Here is a 17,367-nt window from a genome sequence, read left to right as displayed (position 1 = left end):
AGAGTGTAATGACTGGCTCGCTATAGCTAATTGGCCTCTAATATCGATAAGATAACTTGTCCAGAATTGTCATCTTTGTAGGTGTCCAAGAATAATGCACAGAGGTTTGTTCCTTCTAGTACCTCTAACTTTAGAGCATCGTCATAACCATTCAATGTGACCCAGGTTGCTCCTACCTCAACATTGGTTTTCCGATTGATAACTCGACCACCATAAATCCAGAGTATCACCCAGGGTTCAGGGTCAAAATCTGGGGCATTGGTCCAATAGCTGAAATTGCCTGACTTAATTCGAACAATGTAGCTGCCTGGAGCCAAGGGTGTGGTATTGCCCAATGATTGGAGCCGACTCATTTGGGCATGATCGAGGACATAGCAATCGCTCTGACTATCAATGGTTAGGCGGCGATAGATGCATTCTCGACAGCTTTGGTCAATGGTTTGAGTCAGAACATCATAGAAAGATCGATTAGATTGGTGATCAGTGAATGCTAATCCTCCGGTTGCTGTTGCGACTTGGTGATATTCGGCTATGGCAGCTGCGGTATTGCCTGGAGACTTTTGGGTGGACAAGTAGGTGTTAATGGTCGTGCCTGTATCCTTAGCGGTTTGAATAACAGGCTGAACCGTTGGTAACCCATCAGCCTGATTATCTGGACTCAGGCTTTCATGGCCCATGTAGAAAAGGGATTGGGCAGCTCCCGGTCGCCAGTCAAGATACCGGGTGAGGGTCGAAATAATATGGGCTGGAGATGGCTGACTGTCTGTAATGCCTTGATTTTCTAAAGATATCCCTAAGTGATTCAAATAGTCAGAGGCACTTTGCTGAACAGGGGTTTCCTCCCATGGTTCATGGGTTCCCAGCCACGTAAGGCGTACATCAGCAGGACGGGCATTGGTTGTTGTTTCTATTGCCTCGTCCATTACCTGTCCCATGGCCATTACCTCTGCTTTCAGGGGTCCCTGAGTGTTTACCAGAATCACCATGTCTAGCAGCTGTGGTGGTGTAATAGGAGCCTGAATCTCTTCAGATAGCACATCTGGCTTGACAGGGCGAGGTGAGGGTCTAGCTGGTGTATCTGTGGGGGGAAACGTTAGAGGTATGTCAGATAGCGCCTGACCATAGGCATAATGCTGTTTTCCTTCTTCAGACCGACCTAGCAACATCAGTGCATCCCCTTTGCCAATCCATGCCTGTGGTCGTGTTGGCTCATTTTCAAGGGCTTGATTAAAGTAGGCTAAAGCCGTTTCTAATTGGCCTTGCTTTACGTAAATTTGGCCTAAACCAATCAATGCCAACGCATTATTAGGAGAGAGTTCCAAGACTCTTCGGAAGTAGGGCTCCGCATCATTTAGCTGTCCTGAGTCTAGACAGGTGAGGCCTTTGTAGTAGACTGCGATGGGGCTTTGCCAATTAACCGTATATTCAATGGGAATAACAGCCGGGATAGCAGGTGCTGTTGGTTCTTCTGGTGCGATCGCTTGAACTGGAACGGCGGGTTGTTCCTCGATAGTCTCTTCAGCGTCTGGTGTTGTCGGTTTCCAGACTGGGATGGGCGTACCTTGCAGCGCATTGGCCTGATCGTAGCAGCGGTTGGCTTCTCCCTGTCGCCCTAGTGCTAGGAATGCATCTCCTTTAGCTTTGAGAGCGTTTACCAATGAACTATTTAACTGTAGCGCTCTATCAAACTCTTCTAGAGCAGCTTCCGGTTGCTGCAGTTTTAGTAAAGCATTTCCTTTGCCGAGCCATGCTTCGCCTTCATTTGGGTCTACGGCAGTCGCTTGGGTAAACTGCTCCAGAGCATTGCTCCCCTGGCCCAGTTTCAAAAATACTTGACCGAGGCCCAGTAGCCCCAAGATGTTTCTAGCAGAAAGTTCTAGTAGCCGTTGAAAGTAAGCTTTAGCCTTATCCAGTTGACCTGACTTTAGACAACTCACCCCTTTTTGGTAAACAGCATCGGCGTTTTTCCAGTCAACGGTTTCTTCAATGGGAAGAACGACTGGAGGAGTAGGTGGTACGGGTTTAACAACTAATTGGATGGGAACAGCGAGTATCACCGGAGCCTGGGGCGGTGAAGCGGATATAGATTCTGCCGGAGTTGTTTCCGTAGGCGTTATTTCGGGAGTAACAGTTGGTGTTTCATGGTATGTTTCGACAGATACAGGTGTAATCTCCTGAGCAGTTTCAGTGGCGGTTTCAGTGACAGTTTCAGTAGCACCAGGTGCTTCTGGTTCCTTTAGTTGTGTTGATGCTGGCGGTGTTGGAATAACAGGAGGTGGCTGTACAGGGCTGGGAGGCTGTGCAGGTACTTGAGACTCTGGGACAGAGACTTCCTGGGTAGCAGTCTCTTCTTCTGCCATCTCCTTTGTTTGTCTGCGTCGGCTAAAGCCAAATAAAAATAATAAGGGCAGCGGTAGGAGCCCCCACAGCCAGACGGGGATACCAACACCATCTTTATTGGTCGCTGTTCTAGTCAGCGCAGGAGGATTGAGGGCGGTCGCTACAGCGGTGGCTTCGGCTGTTTTTGCAGCTCCTACAGCAGCCTTGCCAGATTCTCCTGTCACCCAATTGATAAAGGGTAGAACGGTGTTAGCATTGTCCTTTCTATAGACATAGCCGCGCACTTGAGAATAGGGATAGTATTTGTCGCTGGGCAGGGTGTCTAGCAGTACGGCTATTTTTACGGTCTTTACTTGTCGTTGGCCCTGGATTTGACTTGCGATCGCATAGCTAATACCATCATTTCCCAGCCGCCGAATCACCGCAGCAGTATCATCGGTTTCCAGACGCACCACCTGGGCACCTTGGGCTTGCTCAGAGTCTGTCAAAATGCCGTATTTACTGAGAACAAGACGGGTATCGCTGGTGAGGGGACGATCGATAAAGCGAATGGGGCCAGGTGTGCCACCGATTTCAGCCCAGTTAGTAATTTTACCGCGAAAGATTTGAGCAAATTGATCCAGTGTCAATGTGCCATTAAATCGATTGTTACGGCCAATGATGATAGAAATTGCATCCTGACTAACGGGAATTTGTATCAGTCCTTGAGCTTTCTCCTTAGCCGATAGAGAACGACCAATAGCGGCAAGATCAATATCATCCTTTAGCAATGACTCTAGTGCTGGGTCGGTACCATTCGCCCGCAGCGTCACGTCCGTTCCTGGATACTCTTGCTCAAAGCGTTGTTTTAAGGCCTGATTGATGGGCTGCATCAAGCTAGTCCCGTCAATTCTCAACGCTTGTTCTTGCTCACCCCCCTCTAACACCGCCTCAGTTTGAACCACCTTATTAACAACAGCGGGGGGGCTATTCGATGTTGCAGCAACTATCGAATTCATGCCATCAACTAGAGTGACAGCCATCGCTGGATAAGGAAATACAGTCAGAGCCAGAACTAAAACAAGACCTAGAAAGACCAAACGCCGGGAGGTGGGAGCTGACCTGCGGTGCGGTAGAGCCATAGAATTTGCCGTGTAGAGGTAGAGGTAGGCAAGTGATGGGTGGGGACACCTAAATGTAAGCTATTTGATTTTCGCAGGGATGCTGTGTCGGAAACAAATCATCTTTACGTTAGCCATGGCTGTAAGTCACGTTTCTCAAAACAGTAGGGCATCTGTTTCAGATAAAATTGCCCCCATAAAGGTTCTCTATAGAGCCAATAACCCTCTAAAAGTCAGGCTTAGTAGTCTCTAAAGCACTGGGCAAATTGCTTTAATGACTTAGTGTACGAACACTTAACCTAATTTATTGTGGTTAAAATTTGTAACACTAAGGAGTTGTTAAGAAACAAGTTCATAATTTCGATGCAGTAACGTTTACCTTGACCTCACCGTATCTCTTTCCACACCTGAACTTTGGCCATGAACGACACCGTCCTTTCATATATGCTACGGGCAGTGATTGCCCATACAAAAATGGCTACTGAAAGAACCCCAGTTACTGTCCTACTTACGGCTGAAATATTAGAGAAGCTACGCCCTTATCAGCAAGAACGTGATATTACCTCTGTGACTGAAGCAATTTTGACAATTTTGCATGAACAGTTAGAAATGACTGACAAACCGACACCGCCGTTCTCCCCCAGCCCTTCGATTTATGATGGTGTTGAAGATGGAGCCTGTGAGGTATTGACCGAGTATTTAGGAGCCTAAGGACACTAGCCAAAGATATCTAACAACAGTTTGGATGCCATCAGAAAACAAACCGTGGCAACAACTGGGCGAATTAAGGCTGCACCTTTGGCTAAAACGATCCTGGCTCCTATGGAGGAGCCAATCACCTGACCTGCCAGCATGACTAAACCGACTCCCCAATACACCTCCCCAAAAGCAAGAAAGTAAAGCAGTGATGACACGTTGCTGGTGTAATTCAAAATCTTTGTATAGGCGGTTGCTTTAGTCAGGTTATAGCCTCGCAGACTGACGAGTGATAAGGCCATGAACATACCCGTCCCTGGTCCAAAAAAGCCATCGTAAAACCCTAGGAACGGAGCAATCAATACAGAAAACGGGTTATGTGCTAAGCGTTGTTTCTGGTCAGTGGCTCCGAGCCGGGGTGATAGAGCAAAATAGGCACCCATGCCGATCAGTAAGAAAGGGATAATCGCTTTGAGAACAGTGCTTTCGATCTGTAGCACCAGCCAGACGCCAATCACAGCTCCAACAAAAGTCATAAATACGGTGAGCTGAATGTCCTTTAGGCGCACAATTTGTTTACGCAGGAAATAAAGAGATGCGACCAATGTGCCGCCGCTGCCTTGGAGTTTATTTGTGGCTAAGGCAGCGGCGGGCGGTATGCCCACCATCAGCATTGTGGGTAAGACAATGAGCCCGCCACCACCGGCGATGGTGTCTACACAGCCTGCTGCCATTGCCACTACGAATAGCAGCGTCACCATTTCAATGGTAAATTCCATTTGTGTGTCCCCTGAATAGTCATGACTGGTAATCAATGCTCAGGCAACTTATCACGTCATGCATAGGGGCTGGTTTGGGAGATAGCGCAATTTTCTACCAAAACAAAGCAATTATATTCAAGCAGCGTTTTAAAGATTGGCCCATGGTAGGGACTGTAGGTTGAACTGCAAAATTAGGTCGCTGAGGACAGCCATATGGATTACTACACGCTAGGAAATACTGGATTGAAGGTTAGCCGTTTGGCCCTGGGCACGATGACCTTTGGTGATGACTGGGGTTGGGGGGCTGATGAAGCCAATGCCCGCCAGTTGTTTGATGCCTATGTGGAAGCAGGGGGCAACTTTGTTGACACGGCAGACCTGTATACCAACGGCAATAGTGAGCAGATGTTGGGCCGGTTTATTAAGGATAGTAAGACTCGCGATCGCATTATCATCACCACCAAATTTAGCTATAACTCTGAGCCCGGCAACCCCAATGCAGGCGGCAACGGGCGCAAAAATATCCTGCGTGCCGTCGAAGGTTCCCTGGAGCGCCTTGGCACCGACTACATCGACGTCTATATGCTGCATACCTGGGATCAGGTCACTCCGGCTGCCGAGGTGATGCGTACCCTGGATGATTTAGTTCGCTCAGGCAAAGTCCGACATGTCGCCCTATCGGATGCCCCCGCCTGGTATGTCGCTCAAGCCCAAACCCTGGCCCAAGAACGCCACTGGGAACCCATCAGCACCGTACAGCTGGAATACTCCCTAGCCGAGCGCAACATCGAGTTTGAGTACTCAGCACTGGCTAAAAACTTGGGCACCAGTTTGATGGTGTGGTCTCCCCTGGCCAGTGGTCTGCTTTCTGGAAAATATAAACCTTCTGAGCAAGGTGGCGAAGGTTCAGGTCGGCTGGCAATGCTCGCCAACAGCGGTAATCCAGCTTTTGACAAATTTACTGAGAAAAACTGGGCCATCGTTGCAGAATTGGAGCAAGTGGCCAAAGAGTTGGACCGTTCTATGGCACAGGTCGCCCTTAACTGGGTTGTCAACCGTCCCGCCGTTGCCTCAGTAATTATCGGAGCCACTAAGCTACACCAATTGCAAGATAACCTAGGTGCTTTAGACTTCGAGATTCCCGCTGAGCTACAGCAGCGATTAGATCAGGTGAGCCGTCCCGATTCTCGTTTCCCCTACACCTTCTTTGAGCCTAGCCTCCAGGGCATGATCAATGGCGGTGCCACCGTTGGTGATCAGCCTAATTCGTTTAATCAACCCATTTTAGTCAAAGGCTCAGGGGCAGGAGTTGTCACAGAATAGAGTTAACCTTTACCTCCGCTGACATAGGCTGCAGTCAGCTCATGATTGGGTGCTTCAAAAATCTGCTGGGCGATACCAAATTCAATCAACCGCCCTACGCCGTGTTGCACCCAAAACATGCCCACCTGATCAGCAATGCGACTAGCCTGAGCCAAATTATGAGTAATCACCACCTGGGTATAACGAGGCCGTAATCGCGTAATCAAGTCCTCAACAATGCCGCTGGCAATCGGGTCCAGAGCACTACAGGGTTCATCCAATAATAAAACCTCTGGCTGTAGCACCAAGGCTCGGGCAATGCACAACCGCTGCTGTTGCCCACCCGATAGAGCTAGCGCCGACTTACGCAGACGGTCTTTTACCTCTGACCATAACCCCACATCCCTAAGCACGACTTCAATCGTCTCTGCCAGTCGATGGCGCTCGGTCATCCCATGTTCTCGCAAAGGCAGAGCAAGATTCTCCCAAATACTCAACGGAAACGGATTAGGCCGCTGAAAAATCATCCCCACCCGGCGACGCAGCGACAGGGTATCCGTATTCGGATTCAGAATCTCCATCCCAGCCAGCCGAATTCGCCCCTCCACATGACAATCAGGCACCAAATCACTCATCCGATTTAAGCAGCTCAAGAAACTACTCTTCCCACAACCCGAGGGACCCACAATCGCCGTAATTTGCCCCACATAAATCGGCAGAGAAACCCCCTCAAAAGCGATGTGACGACCATAGCGCAGACTCAGCTCTTGAACTTCTATTAAAGGCGCAGACTCAGCAACATTAGAAGCAGCCTGTGAGTGATAAGAAAGCATAGTCGAGAAAATAACTAAGGTGGGAATCAAATTGAAAGGAGACTTAAAGAATTAAGAAGATAAAAAAGAACCTGGAGAATTTAGATAACCTTTCCCATAAGGCGCTTGTGCTTAAATAATCATCCTATGAGCCCATCTCATTCTATGAGCCCATCTCATTCTATGAGTCCATCTCATTCTATGAGCCCATCTACAGCCCCAACCTGGGCCTTTATTTTTGTGCAGTCCATAACCTTACCTCACCGACCAACGCCACGTAATCAACGCCGTCAATCCATTCAAACCCAACAACATCCCCAACAACACCAACGCCGATGCCGCCGCATTCCCATCCCCACCCGGCACATTCATCGACAAATCAAAAATATGAATTGACAACGCCCGTCCCGAATCCAACAGCGATTCTGGAAACCGATCCACATAACCACTTGTGAAAATTAAAGCAGCTGTTTCCGCCAAAGCCCGCCCCATCGATAACACCAGACCCACCATGAGCCCCGGTAGCGCAGCAGGCAAGAGAATCTTGAATAATGTAGTGGTTTTAGAAAGACCCAGAGCAGCAGCCCCTTGTCGGTAACTGGCAGGTTGCGATCGCAACCCCTCCTCCGTCGCCCGAATCAGCAACGGTAACACCATACAAGCCAGAGTCAACCCTCCAGAGAGAATCGAAAACCCCAACCCCAACACCTTAGAGAAAAACACACTGCCAAATAACCCAAATACAATCGACGGCACCCCAGCCAAAAAATCCAGACTACGCCGTACCCACATCCCCAACCGCTTATCACTCACCGTAAACTCTGCAAGCAACAGTGCCGTGGCTAAGCCTAAAGGCAGCGCAATCGCTAAGCACACGCCTAATATCAACAGAGTAGACACCAGGATAGGGGCAATTCCCCCTTCCCGCCCCGCATTCATCGGCTCAGACAAGAGAAAATCTAGGGATAATTGCCCTAATCCCTGCCCAACAATCGATAACACAATCCATAGAAAAACGGCAGTAATACTGGCTGCTGTGGCCCAAGTCGCCAATGTCAACAAGTAATCGAGCCATTTTGTAGCGTTAACTTGAGAGACTATTCTAGACACCATGACGTCTGCCTTGCTCCTCTGCACCTAAAGCAGATGCAATCATCACCAGCAACCCCACCAGACCCAGTAACACCAACCCACTGACAAATAGCACTGAGCGATGATCCATCGTCGCATAGGCCATTTCCAATGCAATGTTGGCAGCCAAAGAACGCACCGGCGCAAAGACAGAATTTGGAATCTGCACCACATTACCGCAGACCATAAGCACCGCCATCGTTTCTCCTAAAGCACGGCCTGTTGCTAGAACAATTGCTGTGATTAGACCGGAACGCGCAGTCGGTAAAACAATCCGGCTGAGTATCGTCCACCGTGACAAACTAAGCGCCTCAGCACCCTTTAAATAATCGCCAGGCACATCTCCTAGACTGTTTTTTGAAAGGAGTGCCACCGTCGGCAATATCATCAGACTCAAGATCAAAATCCCGGCCAACAAACTTTGCCCTGGTGGATGAATCTGATTAATCTTGGGTACTAGAACGACTAATCCCCAGAAGCCATAGACCACGGAGGGAATCCCGGTCAACAATTCCAAAAGTCGCTGATAGATAGAGGCCAGAAGTTTGGGAGCATAAAACTGACAGAACAGAGCTGAGAGCAAACCGAGGGGAGTTGCGATCGCAATCCCGCCCAACGCTATTAACACCGTTCCCAATAAAATTGGCACCAGGTTAAACTGTCCCTCCAACGGATACCAAGCCTCATCCCCGAAGAATCGCAGTATGCCGATAGACTGCAAAGCAGGTAGCGATTCCTTGAGGACAAACACCGTAATCAATACGCCGATGGCTGCGGTGATCCCTGCCAATAACCGGAGGCCATTTAGCAACAGCCAATCATGGCGCTTAGCCCGTCTAAGAGACGCAGATGAGTCCACCTGATGCGATAAATTACCTTTACTGGGAGAAATCAATGGGTACAAAGTTCTGTTGCTCCACAATGTCGTGGACTTCAGGGGACTGGGCAAAATCAATAAATGCTTTCGTGAGTGTTTCTGGCTCACCCTTGGTCACAAAGTTCAGGGTACGCGACAGGGGAAATGAACCATCCTGCACCGACGCTGTACTCGGGTTGATACCCTCCAACGGCAACAGCTTTAGCGGCGCGCCCCGAGCAATACTGTTTTCCGCTGCGCCAATGGACACATAGCCAATGGCATCTGGATTGCCAGTGACCGTCTTAATTCCCTGCTCATTGTCACCAATGATGACCTGGGCGGCGATATCACTATTTTCTAACTTAAAGTGTTTGAGAAACACCTCTAACGTGGAACGCCCTTCCGCCTTATTCACTACACTGACAGGTGTATCATCCCCGTCCACCGCTGACCACTGAGTAATGCCACCGGTGTAGATATCTATAACTTGCTCAGGGCTCAACTCCGTCACCGGATTATCAGCGTGGATAATCATCGCCACACCATCGCGGGCCACCGCATAGGCCGTGACATCCGTTTCATCTGCGGCTAAATCCCGCGACATCATGCCAATATCCGCCTGACCGCTGCGGGCATCAGCTAATCCCCGTGAGGAACCCCCTGTCTGCACATCCACCCGTACTTCGGGATATTCTTGCTCAAAGCGTTTGCCTAGCTCTGAGGCGAGGGGTGCCACTGTACTAGAGCCCGTCAAAATAACTTTTCCCTGTAGTTCACCATCCGCTGATTCCGTTGGTGGTGAACAGGCTGATAAACCAGCCAAGGTTAAGGCAATTAACCCTAATCTTTTCAAGTCAAGCGTTTGCACCATAGACCGACGTCCTTTAAAGAGACAACGTTCAGGGCACTGTGGTCGAACATGATTGCTAGAGGATAATCCCCAAAGACCTTACCGAAACGATAGGACGCAACAGTCCAGGTTTAGGCTATTTCGCTCAATCAATACGTCGGGAGACAGCCGATAGAGTACCTGCTTACCATTCCTTTCTGCGATTACAAACTTAGCCTGTCGTAATACACGTAAATGATGGGATAAAAGCGTTTGCTCTACATCCAAAGCAGTCATTAGAGCGCCCACTGATTGAGGCCCAAACTGCAATTTCTGTAATACGCCTAACCGCGTGGTATCCGCCAAAATCTTGAGCTTGTCGACGCACGTGACCTGATCCATAACCTTGAGATTGACAGGGGCAGCTTAGAATGAACTGAGATTCATATGAAATATGATTCATATAGGTTAACAAAGAGTTATGGGCGGTAGGGGCTCCCACAAGGGGAGCTCTTGGGGCAACGCTTCTGCCGGTAACAGAGTCCCTCTAGGTAACGCTCCCCTCAACGACTAAACAATAGCCACACACCAACCAACGCCACGATCGCCCCGCAGACAGCTCGCACCGTAACCCGCTCGCCAATGACCAGAGCCATGGGGATCACCATGATCGGACTCGTTGCCAGCAGTGACTGGGCGATGCCAGCCGGGGAATATTTCAAGGCCACTTGCTGTAGCCAGATGGCTAAATAGGTGCCAAAAAAGGCTGCGATCGCCACACCCCCCAACAACCGGCCAGATGGACGCATAAATACCTGCTCTTGCCGACGCCACAGCAATAATCCACCAATACACACCAACCCTGCCGACAGCCTGAGTAAGCTACTCCATAGCGGATCGACAGCCGTGTCGGCCAACGCCGCCCGTGACAGCACACTACCAATCGACTGCCCAAGCGCAGCCATGATCCCCAACAAGATCCCCCGAGTAATGGCCGCTTTTGAGCGGGTGCTTTGAACCTGAGGACTCCGCTCACTCACCACCCAGATGATGCCTGCCAACGTCAGCCCCATGCCCAGGCAGGCCAAAGCCGACAGCTGCTCCTGCAAAAACACCAGTGACATCAAAGCAGCCATAGGCGGAGCCAGCATTTCCAGTAATAAAGCCTGCCGCGCTCCCAAGGTATTCACCGTGGCAAAGTAAGCCGTATCCCCCAGTCCAATGCCCACCACACCACTAATTAACAGCAGTACCACTGACCCCATCGGCAACGATGCCAGCAACTGCTGCCGTACCGCCAGGGTGAGCACGATAAACCCAATCGCCATTGATCCCTTAATCAGGTTCAACACCAGGGGCGATAGCTGCTTCCCCAATCGGCCGAACATCAGCGTCGCAAATGCCCACAGCCCCGCCGCACTCAGCGCCGCAATTTCCCCTTGAAACATCCTTAGTTAGTTCTCAATTGTGAGTTGTGAATTATGAGTTAAAGGCATCGTACAGGAGTTCTAAATTGTGGGTGGTCGGTTAGTTAATGGCATCCTAGAGAAGCGTAAGCTGTGTAAGAAAGTCTCAACCCCTTGCGGCGTTTAGCCAACCTCCCATGTCAGTTGCTCTCAACCTCCATCAAACACCCCACACCCCACACCCCATTCCCCATTCCCTGTCCCCCGCTCTTAAATCCCGCCTCGCCACTCCCCTAAACATTGGCACTGTTGAAGTTCACAGTCGGGTTTTACAGTCGCCGCTGTCTGGGGTAACCGATCTTGTCTTCCGCCGACTCGTGCGCCGCTACGCTCCACAGTCGATGATGTATACCGAAATGGTGAGCGCTGCCGAACTGCACCACATGCGCAAGCTACCCAAGGTGATGGAGGTGGATCCTGGTGAACGGCCCATCAGCATTCAGCTATTTGACCGTAGACCCGATTTTCTAGCAGAAGCAGCTAAGAAAGCCGCTGATCAGGGCGCGGACACCATTGATATCAACATGGGCTGCCCCGTTAACAAAATCACGAAGAATGGCGGTGGTTCATCACTGTTGCGGGACCCTGATACAGCCGCCCGCATCATTGAAACCGTTAGCGCTGCCGTATCGATACCGGTGACGGCTAAGACGCGCATTGGCTGGTCTGAAGACGACATCAATGCTGTGGATTTTGCCCGTCGCCTTGAAGTAGCTGGGGCGCAAATGTTGACACTTCACGGTCGTACCCGCTCACAAGGCTATAACGGCACTGCCGACTGGAGTTGGATTGCCAAAGTTAAACAGGCTTTGGCGATCCCCGTGATTGCCAATGGGGATATTTTTTCAGTGGATGCGGCAATTGATTGTTTAGAGCAAACCCAGGCCGATGGCGTTATGTGCTCCCGTGGCACCCTAGGTTATCCCTTTTTAGTCGGGGAAATTGATCACTTCCTCAAGACTGGCGAGCGTCGCCTGCCGCCCACAGTCATCGAGCGTCTACGTTGTGCCCAGGAACACTTGAGGATGCTGGCGGATTACAAGGGTAAAAGCGGTATTCGCCAGGCTCGTAAACATATGGCCTGGTACGCTAAGGGCTTTGATGGGGCCGCTGAACTGCGGGATCAACTATGCCGCATCGAGTCTGTGGAAGAAGGGTGTGGCTTATTAGACGAGGCGATTACGGTAATCTCCCCAGAACTTTACCGCCATAGCCTCCTAAAGCCCGCTATAGTATAAGCATTTTTAGAAGCGTTTTCGGGCCAGTATCAGCATGTCTTACGCCACCTACAGTTCCAGAGCAGATATGGGCGAACTTCGCCGTTTACGTAGTCTGCTACCCCCAGAACTGCAAAGCTGGGTTACGGTTGAGCCCGCTATGGATGTAGGCCCACCGCTGATTACCTCTGAAGAGCTAGGCAAAGATCAGGTCGAAGTTCAAATTGACTTGCCTAAGTGGGAACAGCTGGCCATTGACCAGCGTAATTTACTGTTTTGGCACGAAGTTGCCCGCGTTCAGAACGATACAATTCCCCGTGACGGTTGGGAGATGGCTGCTTTAGCTATTGGTCTTGGGGGTGCTGTCGGGGAGCTGTGGGTTCAAGATGGCCTCTTGCTGATGTTGGCTTTAGGGCTGTGTGGTATTTCTGGCTGGCGTTTATACAAGCGCAATAACGCAGAAAAGACCCTTAAAGAAGCCATGGACGCGGACGAAAAAGCCATTGCTTTAGCCACTCGTTTTGGCTACTCCCTACCCAATGCCTACAAGAGTTTGGGCAGTGCTTTGAAAACTCTAATTGAGCAGACACCCAAGAAAAAGCAGCGCGATCGCTATGTGAAGCGGTTAGAAGCATTAAAGCGCAGTGCTAATCGAGCTAAGGATCGAATTCGAGCTGATCGTGATGCTTCTCGAGCCTACTAGTTCATTAAAATTTTAGAAAAAATTGAAAAGTTGTCTGTATTTTTACAGACGTAATCTCCTTGCTTACATGTTTCAATCAAGGAAAGTTGTTATATCATTCAGCTGGGTTGATTGATCCTGTAGTATCCGTATAATCATGTAAAGAATTGCCACTTTGGCTATGGACTTTCACTTGGATACTATAAAGATTACGTCAAACCTTTTATCTAAGACCTTGAAGGTCCTACCATAATGGTGGTCGTTGCTCTGGCGTAGCTGTGCCACATGAGAAAGTCTGAGGATGAGCTATCTAGCCAGAAGAGTTTCCTGAAGAATAAAGAGGTAACGGTTAGGACACCATACTGACCGCTACGGGGTAGTTGAGTCGCTTGTCCAAATTAACAGTTTCACTTTTTGGTCAGTGTTTTTGATCTGTATAAGTTGTTTTGAGTGAGTTTGATGAATGTAGTAGTAAAGTAGTCAGTTTCTTTTAGGTGATTGATCCTTCAATTGCGAACTTTAAAGCTGCTCTTTTTACATAAACTTCAAAAACTCTAGTGCATTGCAGCCTGGTTACTACATTTGTTTTAAGACCAAGTTAGCCTTTGTTTAAGGATGTTTTTCTTTAAACAGATCGCGGCCAAAACTTAATGTCCTCAATGACAGGTGTTGCCCCAGGTAGTGTGTTTATCCTTTCTGAAAGCTGTTAAGGGAACCCTTTGGTTACTTGTTCATATCTTCAGAAAAGTGCCATGTAACTTGGCACATTTGCGAAAGACATACTGGGCATAATGTAGGACCGTATTATTGAAGCCTAGACGTATTTCTATAGCCTCAAAAGTTGGTCTTCTTAGCTTTCTAGCCCTGCTTGCGCTTGTTGCTTATCTGTTGACCACGACATCAGTAGTCAGAGCGATTTCCATGCGTATACTCATATATTCTTACAATTATCACCCCGAGCCCATCGGTATTGCCCCCTTAATGACCGAGTTGGCAGAAGGATTAGTTACCAAAGGGCATGAGGTGCGGGTGGTTACGGCTATGCCTAACTACCCCCAGCGTAAGATTTATCCCCAGTATCGTGGTCAACTTTTCTGTGAAGAGGAGCGCAACGGTGTTAAGATTCAGCGTTGCTATGTTGCTATTCATCCCAACCCCGGTGTTGTCACTCGTGTACTGCTAGACGGCAGTTTTTCGCTATTAAGTTTTTTACAGGCCCTCAAAGGGTGGCGGCCAGACGTTATTTTGTCGACTAGTCCGTCGTTGCCAGCCTGTATCCCCGTAGCGGTATTAAAACTTATCTATGGGTGTCCGACAGTGCTTAGCCTCCAGGATATTTTGCCAGAGGCGGCTGTTAGGACAGGGCTGATTAGTAATCAACTGGCTATCCGGATTTTTGAAGTATTAGAGAAGTTTGCCTACGCCAGTGCGACTCGCGTTGCTGTAATTACTGATAGTTTCTCGAAAAATTTGGTCAGTAAAGGTGTACCTGTCAGTAAGATTAAGCGCATCTGCAACTGGGTTGATACTAACTTTATTCGTCCTTTACCGAAATATGATAATCAGTTTCGGCAAAAGTATGGATTACAAGATAAGTTTATTGTTCTCTACTCCGGTAATATTGCTCGTACCCAGGGGGTTAGAACGATTATTCATGCAGCAGAAGCACTACAGCATTTTCAAAATATTGAATTTGTCATTGTGGGCGAAGAGCGTCAGCTTGGTGATTTGAGAAACCTGCGTAAAGAGCTGGGGGTTAACAATGTGACGTTGCTACCCTTCGCGCCTCGGGCTGAACTACCAACAATGTTGGCAGCGGCAGATGTGTCGCTAATTATGCAGAAAGCCAGCGTGGTCGGGTTTAATATGCCATCCAAAACGATGGTGCTGTTGGCCAGTGGTCGACCCATTGTGGCGTCTGTGCCTGATGGCGGGGCCGCTGCCCAAGCTGTGAGAGATAGCGGTGGTGGTTTGGTCGTAGAGCCTGAGAAGCCAAAAGCCTTAGCTAAGGCGATTCAAGATCTATACCATGACCCTGAGCGGATCGAACAGTTGGGTAAACGAGGACGGGGGTATGCGATCGCAAACTACTCCTTTGAACAATCCCTTGAGGGGTATGAGACCTTACTCGATAGCGTCGTTGATAAAATGACGGCTACTACATCCATGTCCTCGACACTGCGGCCCAAGAAGATTACCCTTAAGCCGTAGTCACAGCTGCCAACTCAGTCTGAACACTGGAGACAACCTGGGGTAACAGAATAATAAAGGTGGAGCCTTTGTCCACTTCACTTTGAGCTGAAATTGTACCGTTTAACATGCGCACAAATTCGCGGGTGATGGTGAGGCCTAAGCCAGTGCCACCATACCGTCGAGTAGAGGACAGATCTGCTTGGGTAAACGCCTCAAAGATTTTGTCCAGCTGATCTTTTTCCATGCCAATCCCCGTATCGGCAACGGTCAATTCAAGATAGTCTTCTGTTTGATAATGGATGGTCTTAACCGTTAGAGTCAGCTGACCGTTTTCAGTAAACTTGTTAGCGTTGCTAAGGAGGTTGAGCAAACACTGACGTAGCTTGTCAGCATCGCTTTCCACGGACTCGACTTCACTTAGATTCTCGATCACGACCTTGTTGCGTTTAGCATCAGCGACTGGATGAATTGTGTCCATGACATCCCGTATCAGCTCAGCAATATGGACAGGTTCTAAATGAAGTTCCATGCGGCCAGCTTCAATTTTGGATAAATCCAAAATGCTGTTGATCAGATTTAATAGATGCTTACTAGAACCCTGAATTTTGCGAAGGTCAGGGACCATACTCTCATCACCATTGATCTCAGCTTCTTCTTGCAGAATCTCACTGTAACCAATGATGCTATTGAGCGGTGTGCGCAGCTCATGGCTCATATTGGCTAAAAACGTACTTTTTGTCCTGGTTGCTGATTCAGCCGCTTCCTTGGCTTCGACTAATTCAGCTGTACGCTCTTTGACCCGAGATTCTAGTGCTTGATTATTAGTTTCTAGGGCCGCTATCGACTCCTGCAGTTGCGACGCCATCCGATTAAATGTGTGGGCAAGAAAGCCGATTTCATCATCGCTAACAATGGGAATCGACTGCTCTAGCTCTCCCTTTTCCAGCTGAGTGGCCGCTGCTGTAATGGCCGCAATCGGCTTAGTAATACGCCGCGATAGTAAATAAATACCCGACAACAGTAAGCCCGTTGCCACAGACCCGATCAGCAGAATATTTCTGGCCAGGCCACGGGCAGGGGCAAAGGCCTCTGTCTGATTGATTTCAGCAATCAGCGCCAAACTTTGACCATCTAGCCAACGATAGACGCCGATGACGGGTTGACCCGCGTAGTTTTGATAAAGACCCGACCCACGCTGACCAGCAGTGGCTGCATCGATCGCAAAGCTGGTTAAATTGTCCGGTGCCCCATTGTCTTTGCCTGATGCGATGAATGTGTTTCTGCGTTCTAATTGTCCGACAAGATAAGTGGTTCCGCTTTCCCCTAGTCCTGTGCGATCTCGAATCAGTGAATCAACATCCTGCAAATCTAAGGTGACCGAAAGCACACCAACGCGATTTTTACTACTGTCTAAAATAGGTGTGGCAAAGGTAATAGCCGTTGCCCCGGTAACGGGGGATATGTACAACGTTGGAACAATCTTGTCTGCAGCATTGGAAAAGTAGGTGGTGGTGGCCCCCAAGGGCTGATATGTTTTCTCTAATGCTTTATTAGTTGAAAATAAAACAATTCCACCCTCGGTGAGAATGGAAACTTCAGCTAGATTGGTCTTGGCTGAAATAATATCCTTTAAATATAAGGAAAGTTTGTCATAAGCGTCCTGCTTAGAATCATCATTAGCAAGCGCTTTGGTCTGTGTCTTGACCTCTGGCAAACGGGCTAAGAGTAAGATATCGCTACGCTGAACTTTAAACCACTGCGCGATTTCTTCTTCTTTAAGGGTAACGGCGACGCTGAGCCGATCAAACAATGACTGTTTAATAGTCTCTCGTGCTGAAAAGTATGTGCTAACTGAAATTGTCAGTACAGTGGCTGCTGACAATAATGATAATGGTGTAATTAACTTTAACAGCAGGCGTTTCTTTTTATTGTTCACGTTTGCCCTTTATGTTTGGTAGAGTTTGATCGCAGAGAGAGAG

Annotated in this window: 14 protein-coding genes; 5 read left to right on the top strand and 9 right to left on the bottom strand. The window is 48.9% G+C overall.

Annotated elements, in window-relative coordinates; genetic code table 11:
- Positions 1-26: 26 nt before the first annotated feature.
- Complete coding sequence (locus tag U2F10_RS01075) at positions 27-3,461, bottom strand: substrate-binding domain-containing protein (RefSeq protein WP_499870240.1); 3,435 nt, start codon at positions 3,459-3,461, stop codon at positions 27-29.
- 399 nt (positions 3,462-3,860) lie between these two features.
- Here U2F10_RS01075 and U2F10_RS01070 point away from each other — a divergent pair, with 399 nt between their 5' ends.
- The gene (locus U2F10_RS01070) at positions 3,861-4,151 is read left to right on the top strand and encodes a hypothetical protein (protein ID WP_499870238.1); all 291 of its coding nucleotides are present in this window, start codon (positions 3,861-3,863) and stop codon (positions 4,149-4,151) included.
- 5 nt (positions 4,152-4,156) lie between these two features.
- Here the strand turns inward: U2F10_RS01070 and U2F10_RS01065 are convergent, their stop codons facing one another.
- The gene (locus U2F10_RS01065; RefSeq protein WP_499870236.1) at positions 4,157-4,915 is read right to left on the bottom strand and encodes a TSUP family transporter; all 759 of its coding nucleotides are present in this window, start codon (positions 4,913-4,915) and stop codon (positions 4,157-4,159) included.
- A 195-nt stretch (positions 4,916-5,110) separates the two neighbouring features.
- Between U2F10_RS01065 and U2F10_RS01060 the strand changes: the two genes are divergently transcribed.
- A complete protein-coding gene (locus tag U2F10_RS01060) occupies positions 5,111-6,220 on the top strand; it encodes an aldo/keto reductase (protein ID WP_499061526.1) in 1,110 nt (369 codons plus the stop codon).
- Positions 6,221-6,222: 2 nt separating this feature from the next.
- Here U2F10_RS01060 and U2F10_RS01055 read toward each other — a convergent pair whose 3' ends face one another.
- From U2F10_RS01055 to U2F10_RS01030, 6 genes are all read right to left on the bottom strand, one after another.
- The gene (locus tag U2F10_RS01055) at positions 6,223-7,032 is read right to left on the bottom strand and encodes a phosphate ABC transporter ATP-binding protein (protein ID WP_499870235.1); all 810 of its coding nucleotides are present in this window, start codon (positions 7,030-7,032) and stop codon (positions 6,223-6,225) included.
- A gap of 234 nt (positions 7,033-7,266) precedes the next feature.
- Positions 7,267-8,124, bottom strand: a complete 858-nt coding sequence (pstA, locus tag U2F10_RS01050; protein ID WP_163699144.1) for a phosphate ABC transporter permease PstA — start codon at positions 8,122-8,124, stop codon at positions 7,267-7,269.
- Entirely contained in the window at positions 8,114-9,046 is a 933-nt protein-coding gene (gene pstC, locus U2F10_RS01045; RefSeq protein WP_499870233.1) for a phosphate ABC transporter permease subunit PstC, read from the bottom strand. Before pstC ends, pstA begins: the two co-directional genes overlap by 11 nt.
- On the bottom strand, positions 9,021-9,872 hold the full coding sequence (locus U2F10_RS01040; protein WP_499870232.1) for a phosphate ABC transporter substrate-binding protein: 852 nt from the start codon (positions 9,870-9,872) through the stop codon (positions 9,021-9,023). The genes pstC and U2F10_RS01040 overlap by 26 nt, the downstream gene beginning before the upstream one ends.
- A 78-nt stretch (positions 9,873-9,950) precedes the next feature.
- Complete coding sequence (locus tag U2F10_RS01035; RefSeq protein ID WP_163659498.1) at positions 9,951-10,232, bottom strand: ArsR/SmtB family transcription factor; 282 nt, start codon at positions 10,230-10,232, stop codon at positions 9,951-9,953.
- Between the two features lie 161 nt (positions 10,233-10,393).
- Positions 10,394-11,278, bottom strand: coding sequence for a DMT family transporter (locus U2F10_RS01030; RefSeq protein ID WP_163659499.1), 885 nt, complete (start codon positions 11,276-11,278; stop codon positions 10,394-10,396).
- Between the two features lie 155 nt (positions 11,279-11,433).
- Here U2F10_RS01030 and dusB point away from each other — a divergent pair, with 155 nt between their 5' ends.
- The 3 genes from dusB to U2F10_RS01015 all read left to right on the top strand — a co-directional run bounded on the left by dusB (position 11,434) and on the right by U2F10_RS01015 (position 15,406).
- Positions 11,434-12,534, top strand: coding sequence for a tRNA dihydrouridine synthase DusB (gene dusB / locus U2F10_RS01025; protein WP_499870230.1), 1,101 nt, complete (start codon positions 11,434-11,436; stop codon positions 12,532-12,534).
- Positions 12,535-12,568: 34 nt separating this feature from the next.
- On the top strand, positions 12,569-13,216 hold the full coding sequence (locus tag U2F10_RS01020) for a DUF3318 domain-containing protein (protein ID WP_006518962.1): 648 nt from the start codon (positions 12,569-12,571) through the stop codon (positions 13,214-13,216).
- Positions 13,217-14,116: 900 nt separating this feature from the next.
- The gene (locus U2F10_RS01015; RefSeq protein ID WP_163659501.1) at positions 14,117-15,406 is read left to right on the top strand and encodes a glycosyltransferase family 4 protein; all 1,290 of its coding nucleotides are present in this window, start codon (positions 14,117-14,119) and stop codon (positions 15,404-15,406) included.
- On the opposite strand, the gene U2F10_RS01010 is transcribed toward U2F10_RS01015, so the two are convergent.
- Positions 15,396-17,324: a sensor histidine kinase gene (locus tag U2F10_RS01010; protein ID WP_499865051.1), complete on the bottom strand. Its 1,929-nt coding sequence runs from the start codon at positions 17,322-17,324 to the stop codon at positions 15,396-15,398. The two genes, U2F10_RS01015 and U2F10_RS01010, sit on opposite strands and share 11 nt — an antisense overlap.
- Positions 17,325-17,367: the final 43 nt, after the last annotated feature.

The organism is Leptothoe sp. EHU-05/26/07-4 (assembly GCF_043421015.1).
Lineage (GTDB): Bacteria > Cyanobacteriota > Cyanobacteriia > Phormidesmidales > Phormidesmidaceae > Leptothoe > Leptothoe turfae.
This window is presented reverse-complemented; position numbering and strand designations above follow the sequence as displayed.